This is a genomic window from Streptomyces sp. NPDC058240, from assembly GCF_042882135.1.
GTDB lineage: Bacteria > Actinomycetota > Actinomycetes > Streptomycetales > Streptomycetaceae > Streptomyces.
In genome coordinates this window covers 360,131-378,490 of the sequence record NZ_JBHVWT010000005.1, presented here as the reverse complement: position 1 = coordinate 378,490, position 18,360 = coordinate 360,131, and the positions used below count along the sequence as shown (strand labels likewise).

Annotated in this window: 15 protein-coding genes and 1 pseudogene; 9 read left to right on the top strand and 7 right to left on the bottom strand. The window is 69.6% G+C overall.

Annotation, left to right across the window (positions count from 1 at the left end):
* Positions 1-57 precede the first annotated feature (57 nt).
* Together ACFVX4_RS13755 and ACFVX4_RS13750 are read right to left on the bottom strand one after the other, a co-directional pair.
* Entirely contained in the window at positions 58-1,149 is a 1,092-nt protein-coding gene (locus ACFVX4_RS13755; RefSeq protein WP_389975725.1) for a sugar phosphate nucleotidyltransferase, read from the bottom strand.
* 119 nt (positions 1,150-1,268) lie between these two features.
* Positions 1,269-2,684 (bottom strand): peptidoglycan recognition protein, encoded by a 1,416-nt coding sequence (locus ACFVX4_RS13750; RefSeq protein ID WP_389975722.1) that lies wholly within the window; start codon positions 2,682-2,684, stop codon positions 1,269-1,271.
* 137 nt (positions 2,685-2,821) lie between these two features.
* Between ACFVX4_RS13750 and ACFVX4_RS13745 the strand changes: the two genes are divergently transcribed.
* From ACFVX4_RS13745 to ACFVX4_RS13730, 4 genes are all read left to right on the top strand, one after another.
* On the top strand, positions 2,822-3,574 hold the full coding sequence (locus tag ACFVX4_RS13745) for a TIGR03089 family protein (RefSeq protein ID WP_389975719.1): 753 nt from the start codon (positions 2,822-2,824) through the stop codon (positions 3,572-3,574).
* A gap of 182 nt (positions 3,575-3,756) precedes the next feature.
* Positions 3,757-4,989: an LCP family protein gene (locus tag ACFVX4_RS13740; protein WP_389975716.1), complete on the top strand. Its 1,233-nt coding sequence runs from the start codon at positions 3,757-3,759 to the stop codon at positions 4,987-4,989.
* A gap of 223 nt (positions 4,990-5,212) precedes the next feature.
* Positions 5,213-7,021 carry an LCP family protein gene (locus tag ACFVX4_RS13735; RefSeq protein ID WP_389975713.1) on the top strand — a complete coding sequence of 603 codons (1,809 nt, stop codon included), beginning with the start codon at positions 5,213-5,215 and terminating at the stop codon, positions 7,019-7,021.
* Between the two features lie 47 nt (positions 7,022-7,068).
* Positions 7,069-8,742 (top strand): LCP family protein, encoded by a 1,674-nt coding sequence (locus tag ACFVX4_RS13730; protein WP_389975710.1) that lies wholly within the window; start codon positions 7,069-7,071, stop codon positions 8,740-8,742.
* 63 nt (positions 8,743-8,805) lie between these two features.
* Here ACFVX4_RS13730 and ACFVX4_RS13725 read toward each other — a convergent pair whose 3' ends face one another.
* A complete protein-coding gene (locus tag ACFVX4_RS13725; RefSeq protein ID WP_389975707.1) occupies positions 8,806-9,819 on the bottom strand; it encodes a glycosyltransferase family 2 protein in 1,014 nt (337 codons plus the stop codon).
* A 276-nt stretch (positions 9,820-10,095) separates the two neighbouring features.
* Between ACFVX4_RS13725 and ACFVX4_RS13720 the strand changes: the two genes are divergently transcribed.
* Entirely contained in the window at positions 10,096-11,460 is a 1,365-nt protein-coding gene (locus ACFVX4_RS13720; protein ID WP_389975831.1) for an LCP family protein, read from the top strand.
* A gap of 33 nt (positions 11,461-11,493) precedes the next feature.
* Here the strand turns inward: ACFVX4_RS13720 and ACFVX4_RS13715 are convergent, their stop codons facing one another.
* The gene (locus ACFVX4_RS13715) at positions 11,494-12,042 is read right to left on the bottom strand and encodes an acyl-CoA thioesterase (protein WP_389975704.1); all 549 of its coding nucleotides are present in this window, start codon (positions 12,040-12,042) and stop codon (positions 11,494-11,496) included.
* Between the two features lie 119 nt (positions 12,043-12,161).
* Between ACFVX4_RS13715 and ACFVX4_RS13710 the strand changes: the two genes are divergently transcribed.
* The gene (locus ACFVX4_RS13710; RefSeq protein ID WP_389975702.1) at positions 12,162-13,445 is read left to right on the top strand and encodes an LCP family protein; all 1,284 of its coding nucleotides are present in this window, start codon (positions 12,162-12,164) and stop codon (positions 13,443-13,445) included.
* 78 nt (positions 13,446-13,523) lie between these two features.
* Here the strand turns inward: ACFVX4_RS13710 and ACFVX4_RS13705 are convergent, their stop codons facing one another.
* On the bottom strand, positions 13,524-14,534 hold the full coding sequence (locus ACFVX4_RS13705) for a DUF5954 family protein (protein WP_389975699.1): 1,011 nt from the start codon (positions 14,532-14,534) through the stop codon (positions 13,524-13,526).
* Positions 14,535-14,628: 94 nt separating this feature from the next.
* On the opposite strand from ACFVX4_RS13705, the gene ACFVX4_RS13700 reads away from it, so the two are divergent.
* Complete coding sequence (locus ACFVX4_RS13700; RefSeq protein ID WP_389975696.1) at positions 14,629-15,369, top strand: SMI1/KNR4 family protein; 741 nt, start codon at positions 14,629-14,631, stop codon at positions 15,367-15,369.
* A gap of 37 nt (positions 15,370-15,406) precedes the next feature.
* Here the strand turns inward: ACFVX4_RS13700 and ACFVX4_RS13695 are convergent, their stop codons facing one another.
* Positions 15,407-15,616 carry a DUF397 domain-containing protein gene (locus ACFVX4_RS13695; RefSeq protein ID WP_389975693.1) on the bottom strand — a complete coding sequence of 70 codons (210 nt, stop codon included), beginning with the start codon at positions 15,614-15,616 and terminating at the stop codon, positions 15,407-15,409.
* Positions 15,613-16,491, bottom strand: a pseudogene (locus ACFVX4_RS13690) (helix-turn-helix domain-containing protein). The gene ACFVX4_RS13695 and the pseudogene ACFVX4_RS13690 overlap by 4 nt, the downstream one beginning before the upstream one ends.
* 165 nt (positions 16,492-16,656) lie before the next feature.
* On the opposite strand from ACFVX4_RS13690, the gene ACFVX4_RS13685 reads away from it, so the two are divergent.
* Together ACFVX4_RS13685 and ACFVX4_RS13680 are read left to right on the top strand one after the other, a co-directional pair.
* Positions 16,657-17,058: an ATP-binding protein gene (locus ACFVX4_RS13685; protein WP_389975690.1), complete on the top strand. Its 402-nt coding sequence runs from the start codon at positions 16,657-16,659 to the stop codon at positions 17,056-17,058.
* Between the two features lie 305 nt (positions 17,059-17,363).
* Positions 17,364-18,344, top strand: a complete 981-nt coding sequence (locus tag ACFVX4_RS13680; protein WP_389975687.1) for a helix-turn-helix domain-containing protein — start codon at positions 17,364-17,366, stop codon at positions 18,342-18,344.
* The last annotated feature ends 16 nt before the right edge of the window (positions 18,345-18,360 follow it).

The following is an 18,360-nucleotide window of genomic DNA, read 5'->3' as shown; positions in this document are numbered from 1 at the left end:
GCTGCGGCCGGTGTCCGGCTGTTCGTCGGTCCGCGCCGTTCGCGGGACCACTTCTCGCTATGCGTCGGAGGAGAAGCGCACTGCCGCGTCCGGGAGGACCGCCCCGCACCAGACGCGGATGCCGTCGCGCAGTTCGTTGTCGGCGCCGACCCGGGCCCCGTCCCCGACGACCGCGCCGGTGAGCACCGTACGGCTGCCGATCCGGGCACCGGCTCCGACCAGCGAGTCCTTGATCACGGCTCTTGGTCCGACGACCGCGCCGGCCAGTATCGCGGAGCCGTCGATCCGGGCTCCCTCGGCGATCAGGGCGCCCTCTCCGACCACCGTACCGCCGCTGATCTTGGCATCGGCGGCGACGGAGGCCGTCGGCAGCACGAGCCCGTCGCCGCATCGGCCGGGGACGGCCGGGGACGGGGCGCGGCCCAGGACCAGATCGGCGGAGCCGCGTACGAAGGCCTGCGGGGTGCCGAGGTCCAGCCAGTACGTGGAGTCGACCATGCCCTGGAGGTGCGCTCCGGAGGCGAGCAGTCCGGGGAAGGTCTCGCGCTCGACGGAGACGGGGCGGCCGGCCGGGATGGTGTCGATGACCGAGCGGCGGAAGATGTAGGCCCCGGCGTTGATCTGGTCGGTGACGATCTCCTCGGGTGTCTCGGGCTTCTCCAGGAACGCGGTGACCCGGCCGCTGCCGTCCGTGGGTACGAGGCCGAAGGCGCGCGGGTCCTCGACCCGGGTGAGGTGGAGGGAGACATCCGCTCCGGAGCTCGTGTGCGAGGCGACCAGCGACCGGATGTCCAGGCCGGTGAGGATGTCGCCGTTGAAGACGAGCACCGGGTCGTCCGGGCCCGCGGTCAGCCGGGACGCGACATTGCGTATCGCTCCGCCGGTGCCGAGCGGTTCGCGTTCGGTGACGTACTCGATGTGGAGGCCGAGCGACGAGCCGTCGCCGAAGTACGGTTCGAAGACCTCCGCCAGGTACGACGTCGCGAGCACGATGTGCTCGACCCCGGCTGCCCGGGCGCGCGCCAGCTGGTGCGTGAGGAACGGAACGCCCGCTGCCGGAACCATGGGCTTGGGCGTGTGCACCGTGAGCGGGCGCAGCCGGGTTCCCTTTCCGCCGACCAGGAGGATCGCTTCTTTTGCCTCTGTCACAGCACCGACTCTGCTTCCTGGTGGGGCCTGGCCTGGTTTCGGCTGGCCAGTGTATGCAGACCGGTTCGGTCGTCCCCGGTCAGCGGCCCGCAGCGGTCCGCAGCAGCCTTTCGTTCCGTTTAAGGGCGGCCCTGGAGCTTGGCGGAGCTGGTCCGGGCCGAGCCGAGCTTCTTGTAGAGACGCGCTCCGGGGCATTCGGTTGCGAAGCCGTCCCGGTGGCCGGAGATGACGTTGAGTCTGGCCTTCTTGCCCTTCTTGTACTTGTTCCCGCCGCCCGAGACGAGCGTGGTCTTGCCGCGCGGGTCGGCGCCGAACAGACCGAGCTTCCAGGCGGTGAGCTTCGCGACGGCGTTCACCGCGGCGGCGGGCGGGTTCGACCTGGTGAAGGTCCCGAGCACCGCGATGCCCATGGTGTTGGTGTTGAAGCCGAGCGTGTGCGCTCCGAGGACGGCCCGCGTCACGCCTCCCGCACGTCCTTCGTAGATGTTTCCGCACTTGTCGACGGCGAAGTTGTAGCCGATGTCGCGCCAACCGCTGCTCTTGACGTGGTAGCGGTAGATGCCGCGCAGGACCGAGGACGCCTGGGAGCACGTGTAGTTGTTGCCCGTGGCGCTGTGGTGGATGAAGGCGGCCTTGACCGTGCTGGTGTAGACGAATGTGCGTTCCCTGAGCTTCTCGTCGGCGCCCCAGCCCTTGCGGGTGATGATGCGCGGACGGGGACCGATGTACGGCTGGGCGCCGGGTGCGAGGCCCGCCTCCGCCTCGCCCTGCGCCTCGGACGCCGCCTTGCCCAGGGCGAGGAGCACGCTCGGGGAGAGGGGTGTGGTGCCCCCGTCCGCGGCGGCCTGGGCGCCTGCTGCGGACGGGGCGCCCGCCGTGGTTCCGGTTCCGGGACCGCTCGCGGCCTCGGTTTCGGCCTCGGCGTCCGTCGCGGGGAGCTGCTGCGGGTCCTTGCCCGGGTCGACGAGTTCGAGGCGCAGCCCGATCGGCAGCGGTACGGGGGAGGCGGTGCGGTCCTGCGGGTCCGGGGCCTCGGGGCGTACGCGGACCGCGACGCCGTCCGAGTCGCCGACCCAGAGCGGGGCGGTGGAGCCCCGGACGGAGCCGGATTCGCGCTCGGCGGTGCCGGGGTCGGCGCCGTGCTCGGCGTTGTGGGTCTCCAGGTCCTGCCAGTCCGACCAGTCACCGGTACCGGTGGCGCGGGTGCGGACCTGGACGGTGCCGTGGAGTTCGGCGTTCACGTCGTCCCAGACGACGCCGACCAGGGAGAAGGAGCGGACCTCGCGTTCGGGCAGCCCCTGTTCGGGGGCCGCCGCGGCCCGGGTGGGTTCGCCGGTGACCCGGTCGGACCGTGCCGGCAGGGTCCGCATCGGCAGGGACTGCGTCGAGCCCGGCGCATCGACGGGCTCGGCGGGTCCGGCCGACTCGGCGGGGACGGTGCGGGTGTCGGGGGCGGCGCCCGCGGGCACGGCCAGCGGCAGTACGAGAACGGCCGCGCAGGTGACACCGATCGAGGATGCAAGGAAGGCACGCATACGAATAATCCTGGGCATACTCCGGCAACTCCGGCCACCGGGATGTTTCCGTGCAATTGACGGCCCGTCTGCCCAACCGGTGTATCCGGCACCCTTCCTCCCCGCCGGGCCGGTCGCCGCCGCGTACCCTTGCGCGGATGAACGCCACCGACCGCACCCCTGCCGACCTGCTGCGTTCCGCACTCGCCGCGGACCCGGCCCGCCCCTTGGTCACTTTCTACGACGACGCCACCGGAGAACGCGTCGAACTGTCGGTGGCCACCTTCGCCAATTGGGTGGCCAAGACCGCCAACCTCCTGCAGGGCGACCTAGCCGCCGGACCGGGCGACCGGCTCGCCCTTCTGCTGCCCGCGCACTGGCAGTCCGCGGCCTGGCTGCTCGCCTGTTCCTCGGTCGGCGTGATCGCCGATGTGCAGGGCGACCCGGCCGGGGCCGACCTCGTCGTCAGCGGCCCGGACACCCTGGAGGCCGCGCGCGCCTGCCGCGGCGAGCGGGTCGCCCTGGCGCTGCGCCCGCTGGGCGGCAGGTTCCCGCAGGCGCCCGAGGGTTTCGCGGACTACGCGGTCGAGGTGCCGAGCCAGGGCGACCGGTTCGCGCCGTTCGCCCCCGTGGACCCGGACGCCCCCGCGCTGGCGGTGGACGGCGTCGAGCTGACATCGGCGCAGCTGGTGGCGCGGGCCCGCGAGGATGCCGACGGGCTCGGCCTGACCGCCGGATCGCGGCTGCTCACAGGACGTACGTACGACACCTGGGAGGGGCTGAGTGCGGGGCTGTTCGCGCCGCTGGCCGCCGGGGGGTCCGTGGTCCTGTGCCGGCACCTGGACCGACTGGGCGAGGAAGGGCTGGCGAAGCGTGTGCAGAGCGAGCGGGTCACCAACAGCGCGGTATGACAGGCACGCTGAGGACCACTCTTCCGGCCCACATCGCGTCGAGTCCTCGGGGGCTGCGCCTCAACTCCGGTACATGATCGGCGTTACGGACCACCAAGGACACAACCAAGCGTGAGGTTCAGCCGTCTACTCCTGCGACCGGCGGCCCGACGCGCCGCCGAACGTGAAGGATGGACGCAGACGTGAGCGAAAGCGCCGGCCCGCCGGACGACCCGGCGGCGGGTGGGGACAAGTCGCAGTCCGGGAACAGATCGGGCGCCACCCCGGTAACCGGAGCCGGGCACCGGCACCACTGGCTGCGCTGGACCGCGCTCGGCGCCTCGTTCGTCGTCCTGGTCGCGGCGGGCGTCGGCTGGTGGCTGTACCGGAAGCTCGACGGCAACATCAGGACCGACACTTCCGCGGCCGCCGAACTCAAGACGTACGAGCGGGAGCGGCCCGCCTCCGTGGTGCACGACGCGGAGAACATCCTGCTCATCGGCTCGGACAGCCGGGCCGGCGACAACCGCAAGTACGGCCGTGACGACGGCGGCAGCCAGCGCTCGGACACCACGATCCTGCTCCACCTCGCCGCGGACCGGAAGAGCGCCACCGCGATGTCCCTGCCGCGCGATCTGATGGTGCAGATCCCGGTCTGCCACAAGGCGGACGGCACGGCCACGAAGAAGCAATTCGCCCAGTTCAACTGGGCCTTCGAGTTCGGTGGCACCGCCTGCACGATCCGTACGGTCGAGAAGATGACCGGCATCCGGATCGACCACCACATGGTCGTCGACTTCAACGGCTTCAAGGACATGGTCAACGCCGTGGACGGGGTCGAGGTCTGCCTCAAGAAGCCGGTCGACGACGCCGACGCCCATCTGAAGCTCCCCGCCGGGCGCCAGACACTCAACGGCGAGCAGGCGCTGGGGTACGTACGGGCCCGCAAGTCAATCGGCAACGGCAGCGACACCGAACGGATGGACCGCCAGCAGCAGTTCCTGGGCGCGCTGGTGAACAAGGTCCAGAGCGACGGCGTGCTGCTCAACCCGACCCGCCTCTACCCGGTGCTGGATGCGGCCACCAAGGCGCTGACCACCGATCCGGGGCTGGACAGCCTCAAGGACCTGTACGAGCTGGTGCGCGGCATGCGCAACGTACCGACCGACAAAGTGCAGTTCCTGACCGTGCCCCGGCAGCCGTACGCCGCCAACCGGAACCGGGACGAACTCGTACAGCCCGATGCGGGCCGGCTCTTCAAGCGGCTGCGCGACGACGATCCGGTCGCCGTGGTCCCGGCGGACCGGCTCAAGCGTGACAACGAGAAGAACAACGGGAAAAACAATGCCGCGACCGATACCCCGGATGCTTCGGGCCCCAGCCCCACACCCACTTATTCGGGCAACAACGCGGCGGCGGACCTGTGCAAGCAGTAAAGCAATTCCCAAGCAGAAGCCGGTGATCGGCGTGTAATGAGCAGTATGACCAGTTGTAAGGACCGTGGAATTTGTCACGCACGTCGCTCGACGTGGAACAGGGCCGATAGTGTGACGCGATCCGGTGCTGCCGGCCACCAGGCCGCGCACTTCTGGAGCGAAAGATCGAGCGCCTGATCGGGGGAGGCGCCTCGCGTGGCACCGACGGAGGACTCAAGCAACCGTGGATGCGCAAAGCCGTGGGCGGGCGGACGGAATCGACCCCGCAGACCAGTGGGTACTCAACCCGCACACCGGCGATTACGAACTGCGACTGAATAATTCCGGAGGGGATTCGGACGGCCCTTCCCGTACTTCCGGCGCACGTGTCCCCAAGAGCAGAGGACCGGTCCGGGAGGGTGGCGGCGGGCGCAGAGGCGCCTCCCGTGACGACAGGGGCGAGCGCCGGAATCCGGCCCGCGACGGCCAGGGGTCCGGTTCGAACCGTGAGGTGCCGGGGCAGCGCAGCCGCCGTTCGGCCAACGGCCCGCGCGGCCAGGAGAGTTCCGGTCCGGGCGGCCCGGCGGGCCGCCGCAGCCGCAAGGCCCCCAAGGCCCGCCGCAAGAAGGCGCTGCTGTGGACGGGCGGCACGATGGCCTTCGTCCTGGTCGGCCTGTCGGTGGGTGGGTACGCGCTGTACCAGCATTTCAACGGCAACCTGAACACGGTCGACGTGGGCGGGGCCGGCAACAAGAACGTCTTCGACAACGACGCCCCGATCAACATCCTGATCATCGGTACCGACAAGCGCACCGGCAAGGGCAACGAGGGCTACGGCGACAAGGGCAGCGTGGGCCACGCCGACACCAACATCCTCTTCCACGTCTCCGAGGACCGCACCAACGCGACGGCGCTCAGCATCCCCCGCGACCTGATCACCGACATCCCGGACTGCAGGACCAAGCAGCCGGACGGCTCGGAGAAGGTCATCCCGGGTACGCCGAACGTCCGCTTCAACCAGAGCCTCGGCCAGGAGGGCCGTAACCCCGGCTGCACCATGGAGACGGTCAAGGAGATCACCGGCCTGAAGGTCGACCACTTCATGATGGTCGACTTCAACGCGGTAAAGGAGCTGTCCACGGCGGTCGGCGGGGTCGAGATCTGCCTGGCCAAGCCGGTCAAGGACCCGGACTCGCACCTGGACCTGCCGGCCGGTGAGCACCGCATCCAGGGCGAGGACGCCCTGGCGTTCGTACGGACCCGGCACAGCTTCGGCAACCATGGCGACCTGGACCGGATCAAGGTCCAGCAGCAGTTCATCGCCTCGATGATCCGGCAGATGCAGTCCGACGACACCCTGACCAGCCTGCCCAAGCTGTACAAGCTGGCGGACGCCGCGACCAAGGCGCTCACCGTGGACTCCGGCATCGGCTCGGTGAAGAAGCTGACCTCGCTGGCCCAGGAGCTCGGCAAGGTCAACACGAAGAACATCACCTTCACCACGGTGCCGGTGCTCGACAACCCGGCCGAGAAGACACCGGTCACCGTCGTACTGAACCCGCCCAAGTCCGACCCGCTGTTCGCCATGATGCGCGACGACACCTCGCTGACCGAGGTGAAGTCGAAGAAGAAGGCCGCGAAGAGCAAGCAGGACGCGCTCCTCAAGGGCTCCAAGGCCGCCGCGGGCGATGTCCGCGTCGATGTGTACAACGGCGGCAAGGTGCCCGGCGCCGCGCAGGCTACGGTCGCCTGGCTGCAGAACGACCAGGGCGTACTCAAGTCCACCAACAAGGCCAACGCCCCGGCGAAGGCCGCGAAGACGACGCTGGAGTACGCGCCGAACCAGGCGGACCAGGCCCGCGCGCTGGCGGCCATGATGGGCCTGCCCGGCTCGGCCATGAAGCAGGGCACCACGGACGCCGAAGGGCTCCAGGCGATGGTGCTGACCCTGGGGGACGACTTCAAGGGCGCGGGCACGCCCATCGTCGGACCGGCAAAGGTGCCGGCCGACATTCAGCAAGCAAACGCCGACAAGGCAGAGTGCGCCAAGTGACACCGGGTCACTGCGCGGAACCACGAGTCTGAGCAGCAGGGGGTCTGGTGGCACGGAGCGGTACGCCTGGGGAGGGGACGCGGCCACGCGTCCGGCACGCCGGCCAACTCGGCTGGGACGACGGGCTGTACGAGGAGGGGTCGGAGAGCAGCACGGACTCCGGCACCGGGGAGCAGCGGGCCGCTTCCGGGGAGAGCGGTCACCGGCGCGGTGGCTCGAAGCGGCGCGGCAAGAAGGGCAAACGCCGGGTGCTGCGCTGGAGCGCGTCGGTTCTCGCGCTGCTCATAATCGGCGGCGCGGGGGCCGGATACCTCTACTACGAGCACCTCAACAGCAATCTCAAGAAGGCCGATCTGACCCTCGGCGACAAGAAGATGGCCGACCACAAGGCCAACGCCGCCGGTCAGACGCCGTTGAACATCCTGCTCATAGGCTCGGACGCGCGGGACTCCAAGGAGAACCAGAAGCTCGGCGGGGCGAAGAACACCTTCGGGTCGCCGCCCCTGGCCGACGTACAGATGCTGCTGCACGTCTCCGCCGACCGCAGCAACATGTCGGTGATCAGCATGCCGCGCGACACGATGCTGAAGATCCCGAAGTGCACCGACCCGAAGACGAAGCACGTCTACCCCGCGACCACCGGTCTGGCGATGACCAACGAGACGCTCGGCCGCGGCGGCCCCGGATGTTCCGTGGCCACCTGGTACGAGCTCACCGGCATCACCATCGACCACTTCATGATGATCGACTTCTCCGGTGTGGTCTCGATGGCCGACGCGATCGGCGGCGTCCCGGTCTGCGTGAAGAGCAATGTCTACTCGCGCAACAGCGAGGGCAAGGGCTCCGGGCTGAAGTTGGAGAAGGGCACCACGAAGATCAAGGGCAAGCAGGCCCTCCAGTGGCTGCGCACCCGCTACGGCTTCGAGGACGGCACCGACCTCGGCCGCACCCACGCCCAGCACATGTACATGAACTCGATGGTCCGTGAGCTGCGCAAGGGCACCAAGCTCACCGACCCGGGCAAGCTGACCGACCTCGCCGAGGCGGCGACCGACGCGCTCACCGTCGACAAGTCCATCGAGACGGTCAAGAAGCTCTACGACCTCGCGGAGGAGCTCAAGAAGGTACCCACCAAGCGCATCACCATGACGACGATGCCGAACGTCTACGGGACGGGCACGCTCAAGGAGCGGGTGCTCCCCAAGCCCGGCGACGCCGACCAGCTCTTCCAGATGGTCCGCGACGACGTCCCGCTCGACGGCAAGGCGTCCAAGCGCAAGGCACCGGCCGCCGCCAAGAAGCCCACGGCATCCCCGGCCGAGATCCCGGTGACCGTCCGCAACGGAACGCGTACCGACACCGACTACCCGGTCAAGGGCCGCGCCTCGACGGTCAAGGAGCTGCTGACCGGCAAGGGCTTCACCCAGGCCTCGATCGACGCGCAGAACACCGAGGCGGAGAAGCGGACCGGGATCCTCTTCCCCACCGTGGACATGGAGGGCAACGCCCAGTCGGTCGCCAAGGCGCTCGGCATCCCGCTGTCGGCGGTGAAGAAGTCGACCGACGTCTCGGGCATCACGCTGACCGTGGGGGCCGACTGGCGCGAGGACGGCGACTACCACGCGCCCTCCGCCGAGGAGAAGACCCCGGACAGTGCACGGGCGCTCAACGGCGACGACGAGACGGCCTGCATGGACATCCAGCCGGGCTTCGGCTGGTAGCCGGGTGCGACGCACCGCGGGGCCTCTCCGGTACATCGGAGGGGCCCCGCGTGGTTTCGGTGCTCAGACGGTCACGGCCGGGCGGCGGCTGGCGATGACCTTCTTCGCGAGCGAGCGCGGGCTGGTCAGGAAGCCGTATCCCCACGACATGTGCATGGTCGCGAGGGCCACCGGGATCTGTGCCCGCGCCTTCAGCGACAGGCCCTTGCCCGCCGGTACGGACCCGGCGACGATCGCCGCGACGTACCCGGCGGGGACGACGAACGCCCACGGGGTGACGGCCGCGCCGACCACGATGCCCGCCGCGATCGCGCAGACGGCGGTGGGCGGGGCCAGGTAGCGCAGGTTGATCGAGCCGGAGTGGTAGCGGGCGACGACGTGCCGCCAGCGGCCGTAGTCCTTGTACTGCTTGGCCAGCGCCCGCACGGAGGGGCGCGGCCGGTACTGCACCTTCAGCTCGGGCGAGAACCAGATCAGGCCGCCGGCCTCGCGGATGCGGAAGTTCAGCTCCCAGTCCTGGGCGCGGATGAACTCCACGTTGTAGCCGTCGGCCTTCTCCAGCGCCTCGCGGCGGAAGACGCCGAGGTAGACGGTCTCCGCAGGGCCTGCCTGGCCGCCGGTGTGGAAGGCCGCGTTGCCGACGCCGATCTTCGACGTCATGGCTGCGGCGACGGCGTCCTCCCAGGCGTTCTCGCCCTCGGCGTGCATGATGCCGCCCACGTTCTGCGCACCGGTCTCCTCCAGGAGGCGGACGGCGGTCGCGATGTAGTTCGGCGAGAGCATGCCGTGGCCGTCGACCCGCACCACTATCGGGTGGCGGGAGGCCTTGATCGCGGCGTTGAGGGCGGCCGGGGTGCGGCCGGTCGGGTTCGGGACGGTGTGGACCCGGGGGTCCTCGCGCACCAGTTCCGCGGCGATCTCGTCCGTCCGGTCCGTGGAGGGGCCCAGCGCGATGACCACCTCCATCTCACCTGCGTACTCCTGCTCCAGGATGTGCCGGACGGAGTTCCTGAGGTGACGTTCCTCATTGAGCACCGGCATGATCACGGAGACGGCGGGGTGCTGCGCGGCAGACATGGTGGTCCTCGGGTGGTCCTCGGGAGCGCCGGGGGTTCGCACCCCACCAGGCGGCATGATTCGGCCGCCACGTTACCGCGAATGGGGGACACCGGCGCGCCCCGCCGAGTTGCGCACCGGGCCGTAGATCATATGGGCCTACTGTGCGAACGGTTCCCCTCGCACCGCGGAGGTCCCCCCGTGCCCACACCGCACCGCTCCCCCAGTTCGTCGCGCTCCCGCGCGGTTCCGCCGCAGCGCAGGTCCAGAAAACAGGACGAGCGGCCCCGCTGGGGCATGCGGATGGTGACCGGTCTCTCCGTGCTGGTGCTGGGGGCCGGCGGGATCGGTCATGCGGTGGTGACCAATCTGGAGACCGGGATCGACCGGATCGATCCGTTCAAGGACATGAAGAACCGGCCACGCGCGGGCAACGGCATGAATCTGCTGCTCGTGGGCACCGACGGCCGCGACCGGATCACCGCGGAGGAGAAGGAGAAGTACCGGCTGGGCGGTGCGCCCTGCCACTGCACCGACACGGTCATGCTGGTGCATCTGTCGGCGGACAAGAAGCGCGCGAGCATCGTCTCGCTGCCCCGCGACAGCTACGCCGAGATCCCCGAGCACACCGACCGGAACACCGGTGAGCAGCGCTCCGCGCACCCCGTGAAGCTGAACGCGGCCTATGCCGAGGGCGGGCCGAGCCTGACCGTGCGGACCGTCGAGCACATGACGGGCATCAAGATCGACCACTATCTGGAGGTCGACTTCACCAGCTTCATGAAGACGGTGGACACCCTGGGCGGGGTGAAGATCTGCACGACCCAGCCGATGAAGGACTCGTACACGGGTCTCGATCTCGCCGCGGGCACCCATGAGCTGAACGGCGGGCAGGCCCTCCAGTACGTACGCTCCCGGCATATCGACGGGGCCGCCGACCTGGGCCGGATGCAGCGCCAGCAGAAGTTCCTCGCCTCGCTGATCGAGCAGACGACCAGCAGCGGTGTGCTGCTGAACCCGGTGAAGTTCCAGGACGTCGCCTCGACGATGCTCGGCTCGGTCCGGGCCGACAAGGGGTTCGGTACGGAGCAGATGCTGGAGCTCGGCCAGGCGATGCGCGGTTTCTCCCCGGCCTCCTCCGAGTTCACCTCCGTACCGATGGGGAATGTCTCCTACCCGGTCAAGGGCATCGGCTCGACGGTGAAATGGGACGAGGCGAAGTCGAAGAAGCTCTTCCGGGCGCTGCGCGAGGACAAACCGCTCGCCCCCGCGCGGCCCGAGCAGCCGAAGGCGGTGAAGGTCGACGTCGCCCCCCGGGAGATCCGGGTCCAGGTCTACAACGGGACTGCCAGGGACGGGCTCGGCAAGACGGTCGACCACGCGCTGCGCGCCACCGGCTTCGACACCACCCGCGCCCCGCTCAACGGGGAGCCGCGCGGCCTCAAGCACACCCTGGTCACCTACGACCCGCGCTGGGACCAGTCCGCGAAGTCGCTGGCCCTCGCGCTGCCCGGGGCCGAGCTGCGGGCGGTGCAGGGACAGGGTGCCACGCTGCGGGTGACGGCGGGCGCGGACTTCGAGAAGGTGCGGCAGGTACAGGCCGACGAAAGGAACAACGGCGAGTTCGAAACGGTCACGGGCGACCAGGTGGCCTGCCCCTGACCGCGCCCCCGGGGACACCGGCCCCGGGCGCTCTCAGTCCTCGATGCCCTCCGCCGCGCGCTTCTCGCGCAGTTCCCTGATCGCGCGGCGGCGGGCGAGGCGGTGGGTGCGCCGGATCTGCGCCTCCTGGTAGCGCCGCTTGTCGCGCTCCGTCTCCGGGATCACCTGCGGCACGGGGCGCGGCTTGCCGTCCGCGTCGACCGCGGCGAACACCAGGTAGGCGCTGCCGACCTGCTGGGCGGGGGTGGATTCGTTCCAGCGCTCGGCCATGACCCGGACGCCGACCTCCATCGAGGAGCGGCCGGTCCAGTTCACCTGGGCGCGGACGTGCACGAGGTCACCGACCCGGACCGGCTCCAGGAAGACCATCTCGTCCATCGAGGCCGTCACGGCGGGACCGCCGGAGTGCCGACCGGCCACGGCGCCCGCCGCGTCGTCGACCAGTTTCATGATCACGCCACCATGCACCGTACCCAGCAGATTGGTGTCGCTGCCGGTCATGATGTGGCTGAGGGTGGTCCGGGAAGCGGCGGCCGGCTTGCCCGGAATGTCGCCCTCCGGGCGCGGGGCCTGATCTGTCATACCGTCCACCTTATGCGGGGGCTTCCTCCCGGCCGCAATGCATCAGCTTCGCAACAGCCCTGATGCGATTTCCCGCACCCCCTGTAATACCAGCACACCTGGCCTGCACACTGGACCGCATGAACGATTGGCCCGAGGGATGGTCCGACGACAACCGCGGCGGCAACCGCTATGGGCAGGGCAGCTCCAGCGAGCGACCCGAGGGCGCCCGCGCGATGCGGCACGTCCAGCGCCCTCCCGCCCCGCCTCAGCAGCGCCCCGCCCCGCCCCGGCAGCGCCAGGGGCAGTCGCAGCAGTACCCCGGCGGCCATGGCGACAGCGCAGGGTACGACAGCGGTTACAACACGGGCCAGGTCTACGGCGGCAACGCCGGCGGCCAGGGCAACGGCGGCGGCCAGGGCGGCGGCTACACCCAGGGGCGCCCGGCGCCCGACTGGCGCCGCCGGATCAAGATAGGCTCGCTGTCCCTGGTGGTCGTGGTGCTCACGGTCTCCATCGGCACGTACTTCTGGGCCGACTCCAAGCTCAAGCGCGAGGTGGACCTCTCCAAGGTCATCGAGCGGCCGAAGAGCGGTGACGGCACCAACTACCTGATCGTCGGCTCCGACAGCCGCGAGGGCATGACGGCCGAGGACAAGAAGAAGCTCCACACGGGCTCCGCGGAAGGCAAGCGGACCGACTCGATGATGATCCTGCACGACGGATCCAACGGGCCGACGCTGATCTCCCTGCCGCGCGACTCGAACGTCGAAATCCCCTCGTTCAAGGGCTCCGACTCCGGCAAGCTCTACCCGGGCCGCGGCCGCTTCACCAAGCTGAACGCCGCGTACGCCACGGACGGTCCCGAACTCCTCGTCCGTACCGTCGAGTTCAACACCGGCCTGCACATCGACCACTACGTCGAGATCGGCTTCGGCGGCTTCGCCCAGATCGTGGACGCGATCGGCGGGGTGGAGCTGGACATCCCCAAGGCCTTCAAGGACAAGTGGTCCGGTGCCGACTTCCAGGCGGGCAAGCAGACGCTGAACGGCGAGCAGTCGCTGGCCTTCGTCCGGACCCGGCACGCCTTCAGCAGCGACCTGGACCGGACGAAGAACCAGCAGAAGTTCCTCGCGGCGCTGGCGAGCCAGACGGCGACGCCCTCCACCATCCTCAACCCGTTCAAGCTGTACCCGACGATGGGGGCCGGCCTGGACACCCTGATCGTGGACAAGGACATGTCGCTCTGGTCCCTGGGCCAGATGTTCTTCGCCATGAAGGACGTCACGGGCGGCGACGGCAAGTCGATGAACATGCCGATCTCGGGATCCACCGGCGGCAACCTTGTCTGGGACAAGGCCAAGGTCAAGCAGCTGGTGGAGCAGCTCAACAACGACGAGAAGGTCACCGTCACCGAAAACTGACGACGACCGGCAGCAGGGCCCGGACGGTTCGCCGTCCGGGCCCTTGTGGTTCCGGCCGTGCCGGGTTCCGGCCCACCGCTATGCGCTGTAGTCGATGTTGCCCCACTCGTCCATCGTGGGACGGATCTTCGTGGGTTCCTGGTCGTCGACGTCCGAGCGCCGCGGACCCTCCGGGCCGGCGGGACCGATGCGCATCATCCGTTCGATCCGGGCGATCTCGAAGCGACGTCCCCGTACCTTCAGCTCGTTGGGCCGCACGCGCCGGGTGAACGCATCCACCGCCCGCGCGTACACGGCGGCCTCCTGTTCGTCGAGCTCCCCGGTCATCGGCAGGAACGTCTTCAGATAGTGGGCCAGCGAGCGCCGCGCGTCCTGCGGGGTGGGGTGCTGACTCGACGCCATCGACCAGGACTTCTCCTTGCGCTCCATCACCCGGAAGACGACCGGCAGCAGCACCAGGCCCGGATGGGTCCGCAACGCCCGTTGCGAATCCGCCAGTACATCGGGCGGGAAGCGCTCCGAGGTGTACGAGAGCGGCACCAGGCCCATCCGGTCCAGGCCCTCCGTCAGCCCTACCGCCGCCGCGTGGTCGATGACGAAGCCCTTGGTGGTCGAGGGCGTGCGCGGCTGGGTGTCCCAGCCCTCCGAGTCGACGTCCGTGGGCCTGGGCGGCTCCAGGCGCCCTTCGCCGGTCCGGGCGAACTCGTCGGCGCGCACGACGCGGTAGCGCGTATCGCCGACGGTCAGTTCATTCAGCGGCTCGGTCTCCAGCCGGGCCACCGCGTCCAGCAGGATGCGCCGCTCGCGGGGGTCGTCCGTGCTGTCCTTGGCCTTGAACCAGAGATGGGAGTTCAACTCGTCGCGGGCATCCTGCGGAAAGCCGGTGTCCATGTCGGTCAGTAGCCGCCACCGCGGTCGCTCGCCGCGTCGCTGCTCGGCGATGCCGAAGAGCGGCCCCCGGACCACGATCTTCCCGTACGTCCGGGACGAGGCGAACGCGTCCGCCTCGGCGACCAGGGACACCGGGTCGTCCCGGCGCTGCACATTGATGACGAGGTGATCCGGCGGTGCCTGATGGTGATCGCTCATGCACCCAGTGTGCCGAGACCGTGGACGGAAGGTACGGGGAATACAGGAAGGAGGGCGCGGAACCTTGTCAGTGGCGGCGCCTACAGTCGCACGCATGACCCAGGAGCCACAGCCCCCGAACCTCATGCTCGACCTCGACGCACTCGCCGCGGCCGTCGGCGAGCAGCCCGACGGCCAGGCGGCATGGCGTTTCATCCGCGCCTTCGCCCGCGACTGGAGCCAAAGCCCCCTCACCGGGACCGACGGCTATGCCCCCGCCGAACTCGACGCGGCCCAGGCCCGGCTCGGCCTGCCTCTGCCCGCCGCGCTGCGCGAGGCCTACCAACTGCTCGGGCGGCGCAAGGACCTGACCGACAATCAAGACGCACTGCTCGCCCCGCAGGACCTCTACCTGGACGAGGACCGCGGCGTACTGGTCTTCCGCGTCGAGAACCAGTCCTGCGCCTACTGGGGCATACGCGTCACGGACCTCGGCCAGGACGACCCGCCGGTCGTGGCCCGCGTCGACCTCGTCCGGCCCACCGCCGACGACTGGGCCGCGTGGCTGGGCCGGGTCAGCGTCGCGTTCGTCGAAATCGTCCTTTCCGAGGCTCTGTTCGCCGATGACGACCTGATGGGGTGGGTAACCCCCGACGACGACACCGGCCTGCCCGAGGACATCGCCGCCACCTTCCAGCGCCTGCCGTTCCCGGAATACCCGATCAGCCAGCAGCCGGGCTCACGCTGGTACGCGCACGACGAGATCATCCTCCGTGACGATCGCCAGTCCGCGTTGTTCCGTGCCCGCACCGAGGCGGCCTTCGACCGCTTCGACGGGGAGGACGAGGAGGACTGACGGGAGTCGTCCCGTCAGGGCCGGCGGCCGAGCGGGATCAGTGCTCGGCCGCGTAGGAGACGAAGCCCGCCCAGGCGTTGGGGCCGAAGGCGAGGCGTGGGCCCTGGGCGTTCTTGGAGTCCCGGACGTGAACCGTGCCGGGGGCGGCGGCGACCTCGACGCAGTCAGCCTCACTGCTGTTGCTGCTGTAGCTGCAATTGCGCCACTCCAGCTCATGGCCGCCCCTGGCGGAGAGCTCGCTGATCATGTTTCTCCCAGAAGTTGCTCGATGAAGGCCAACGACTCACGCGGGGTGAGAGCCTGGGCCCGGATCATGCCACACCGCAGCTCAAGGATTCGGAGCTGCTTCGGGTCGGATACAGCCCGACCATTGAACGCCCCTTCCGAACGCCCCATGGCCGTACCGTCCTTGAACTTCAGCACCTGCGTCTCCCCCTGCATTCCAGCGTGCTCCTCCCGGGCCGTTGGCATGACCTGAATGGCGACATTCCGCAACTGCCCGATCGACAGGAGGTGTTCGAGCTGCCGACGCAGAACCATTGTGCCCCCGAGCGGGCGCCTCAGCGTCGTTTCCTCCTACACAAAGCTGAGCGCGGGGGCCGGGACTCGCTCAAAGATCGCCTGCCTGGCCACGCGCCCCGCAACGGCCTGTTCAATCTCGTCCGGGTCGTACGGTGGCAGCCGCATCTCGAACAGCGCCCGCGCGTACTCCGCCGTCTGAAGCAGCCCGTGCAAGTTGTGATCTCCGTACGCCGACAACTCGACGGCTCGCCCCTCCAGCTTCGCCAGGTCCCGTACCTTCTTCGGGTACCGGACCTCCGCCACGTCCTGCTTCATCGCCGCGAGCTTTCCGCCCGCCCCGAGCACCTCGTCCGCCCTGTCCAGGAGCTCCGGCCGGGGGATTCGACGGCCGCCCTCCACCTTGTAGATCTGGTCCTCCCCGTACCCGATCGCGGCCCCGAACTCGCCGGCCCGCAGCCCCGCCGCCTCCCGCCACGCCTTGATCTGGCGGCCCACCGCCGCGACCACGGCCGCCCCCGACTCGTCATCGGGATCGACGTCCCAGCCCGGCTCGTCCGCCCCGGCGTCGCCGCGCTCCGTACCGGTCTCATCCACGCTCATCCGTGCCTCACTTCCGATGCGTTTTGCCGTTCTTGGCTCAACCCCTGATCTCTCCGACACGTCACCCCGGACAGCCGGGACAGCACTGGACAAGCACGGGACAATCGCCGTACGTAAGGGGCTCGTTGCTGTTCACGGTACGGACGCGCGGCCACGCTGAGTGACGTGACCCAAGAAATCACCCGAACCGAACATTTCGCTCCCGTCCGGCAGTTCACCGTGCTGCTCTCCCCCACCCGCCGAGGCGCCAGGCTCGCCCGTCTCCTGGCCACGGCACAACTGGGCGAATGGGGAATCGCCTGCGAACCGGCCGCGCACATCGTCGCCGAGCTGGCCGCCAACGCCGCCGTCCACGGCCGCGTACCCGGCCGGGACTTCCGACTCGGCCTCACCGCCCACCGCGACGAGGTCCTGCGGATCGAGGTGACCGACACCCGGGACGAGCAACTACCCGTCGCGTCCACGCCCGACCGGCTCGCGGAGGGCGGGCGCGGCCTGCTGATCGTCGAGGCACTCGCCGACCGCTGGGGCACCGTCGTCGGCCCCGTCCCGCACAAGACCGTCTGAGCCGAACTCGACCTCGTACCGCGACCGCTCCACCGGGTCGCGGAAACCCACGACCCGGTGAGCCACGTCCCCGCGTTCCACGACGCATAAAGCTTTAAAGAACTTGGGGAAATTACCCTCCCCACCCAAACCCGACCCCGCCCCGCTCCCGTCACTCACTCGGGTGACATGGGGCAACTGGGCTGGATTTCATACAGGTTGCCTGGCATATGCTCGCCGCGACAACTCCAGACATGCGACGGCCCCCGACCGAGATTCACAGTCTCAACCGGGGGCCTGACCACCGAGGAAGAAGAAGCTTCCCGATGGATACCCCGCAGATTACCGCGCCCCCGTGCGCCCCGTCCCCCGTACCCGGAGACGCCACGCCGTCATCCGGTGTCATCCACATCAACTTCCGGCATGCCGCAGGCTTCACCGTCATCGGCAACCACCTCGCCCAGCACCGCGGGCTCTCCCTCGCGGCGATCGGGCTGGCCGCCCACATCCAGTCGCTGCCCGCCGGAGCCAGGATCGGCATCAAGCGCCTCGCCGAACGCTTCCCCGAGAGCGAGACCCGCATCGCCGCCGCCCTGCGCGAGCTGGAAGCCCACGGCTACCTCCACCGCAGCCGCGTACGCCTCGCGGACGGCCGCATCATCACCCGCACCATCTCGTACAACCAGCCCGGCACCGACGCATCCACCACCGCAGCGCCGCAGCCACGGACGGTCCCCAGCAAACCGACCCCGCAGCCCACACCACCGCCACCGCAGCGCAAAACCGCTCCCGAACCGCGCCCCGCTCCGGCCCCCGCACCACCCCCGGCACCCATGCCGCAGCCACAGCCCGCCCCCGTCCTCGTACCGGCCCCCACCGCGCGCACAACGCCGCCACCGCCGCTCCCCCAGCCGCAGCAGCTCACGCCGGAGCTCCAGCGCGTGGCCACCACACTCCTCGCCGACCTGCGCCGCCACGCACCTCAACTCATCCTCTCCGAGCACGACATCCACACCCTCGCCCCCGGCGTCGCCACCTGGCTCGAACGCGACGCCCACCCCGACACCATCCGCCACGCCCTCACCACCGACCTCCCAAACCCCCTGAAACACCCCGCCAAACTCCTGCGCCACCGGATCACGGCACTCCTGCCACCACCGCTACCGGGAGCCCAGGACGTCGCACGCGCACGCCCCGGCGTCATCGTCATCCCGCTCCAGAACTGCGACCGCTGCGACCGCGCCTTCCGCTCCCGCAACCCCGGACACTGCCGCGACTGCCGGTCAGCCCTCCACACAGCCGCCTGACTGGAACATCACCCAC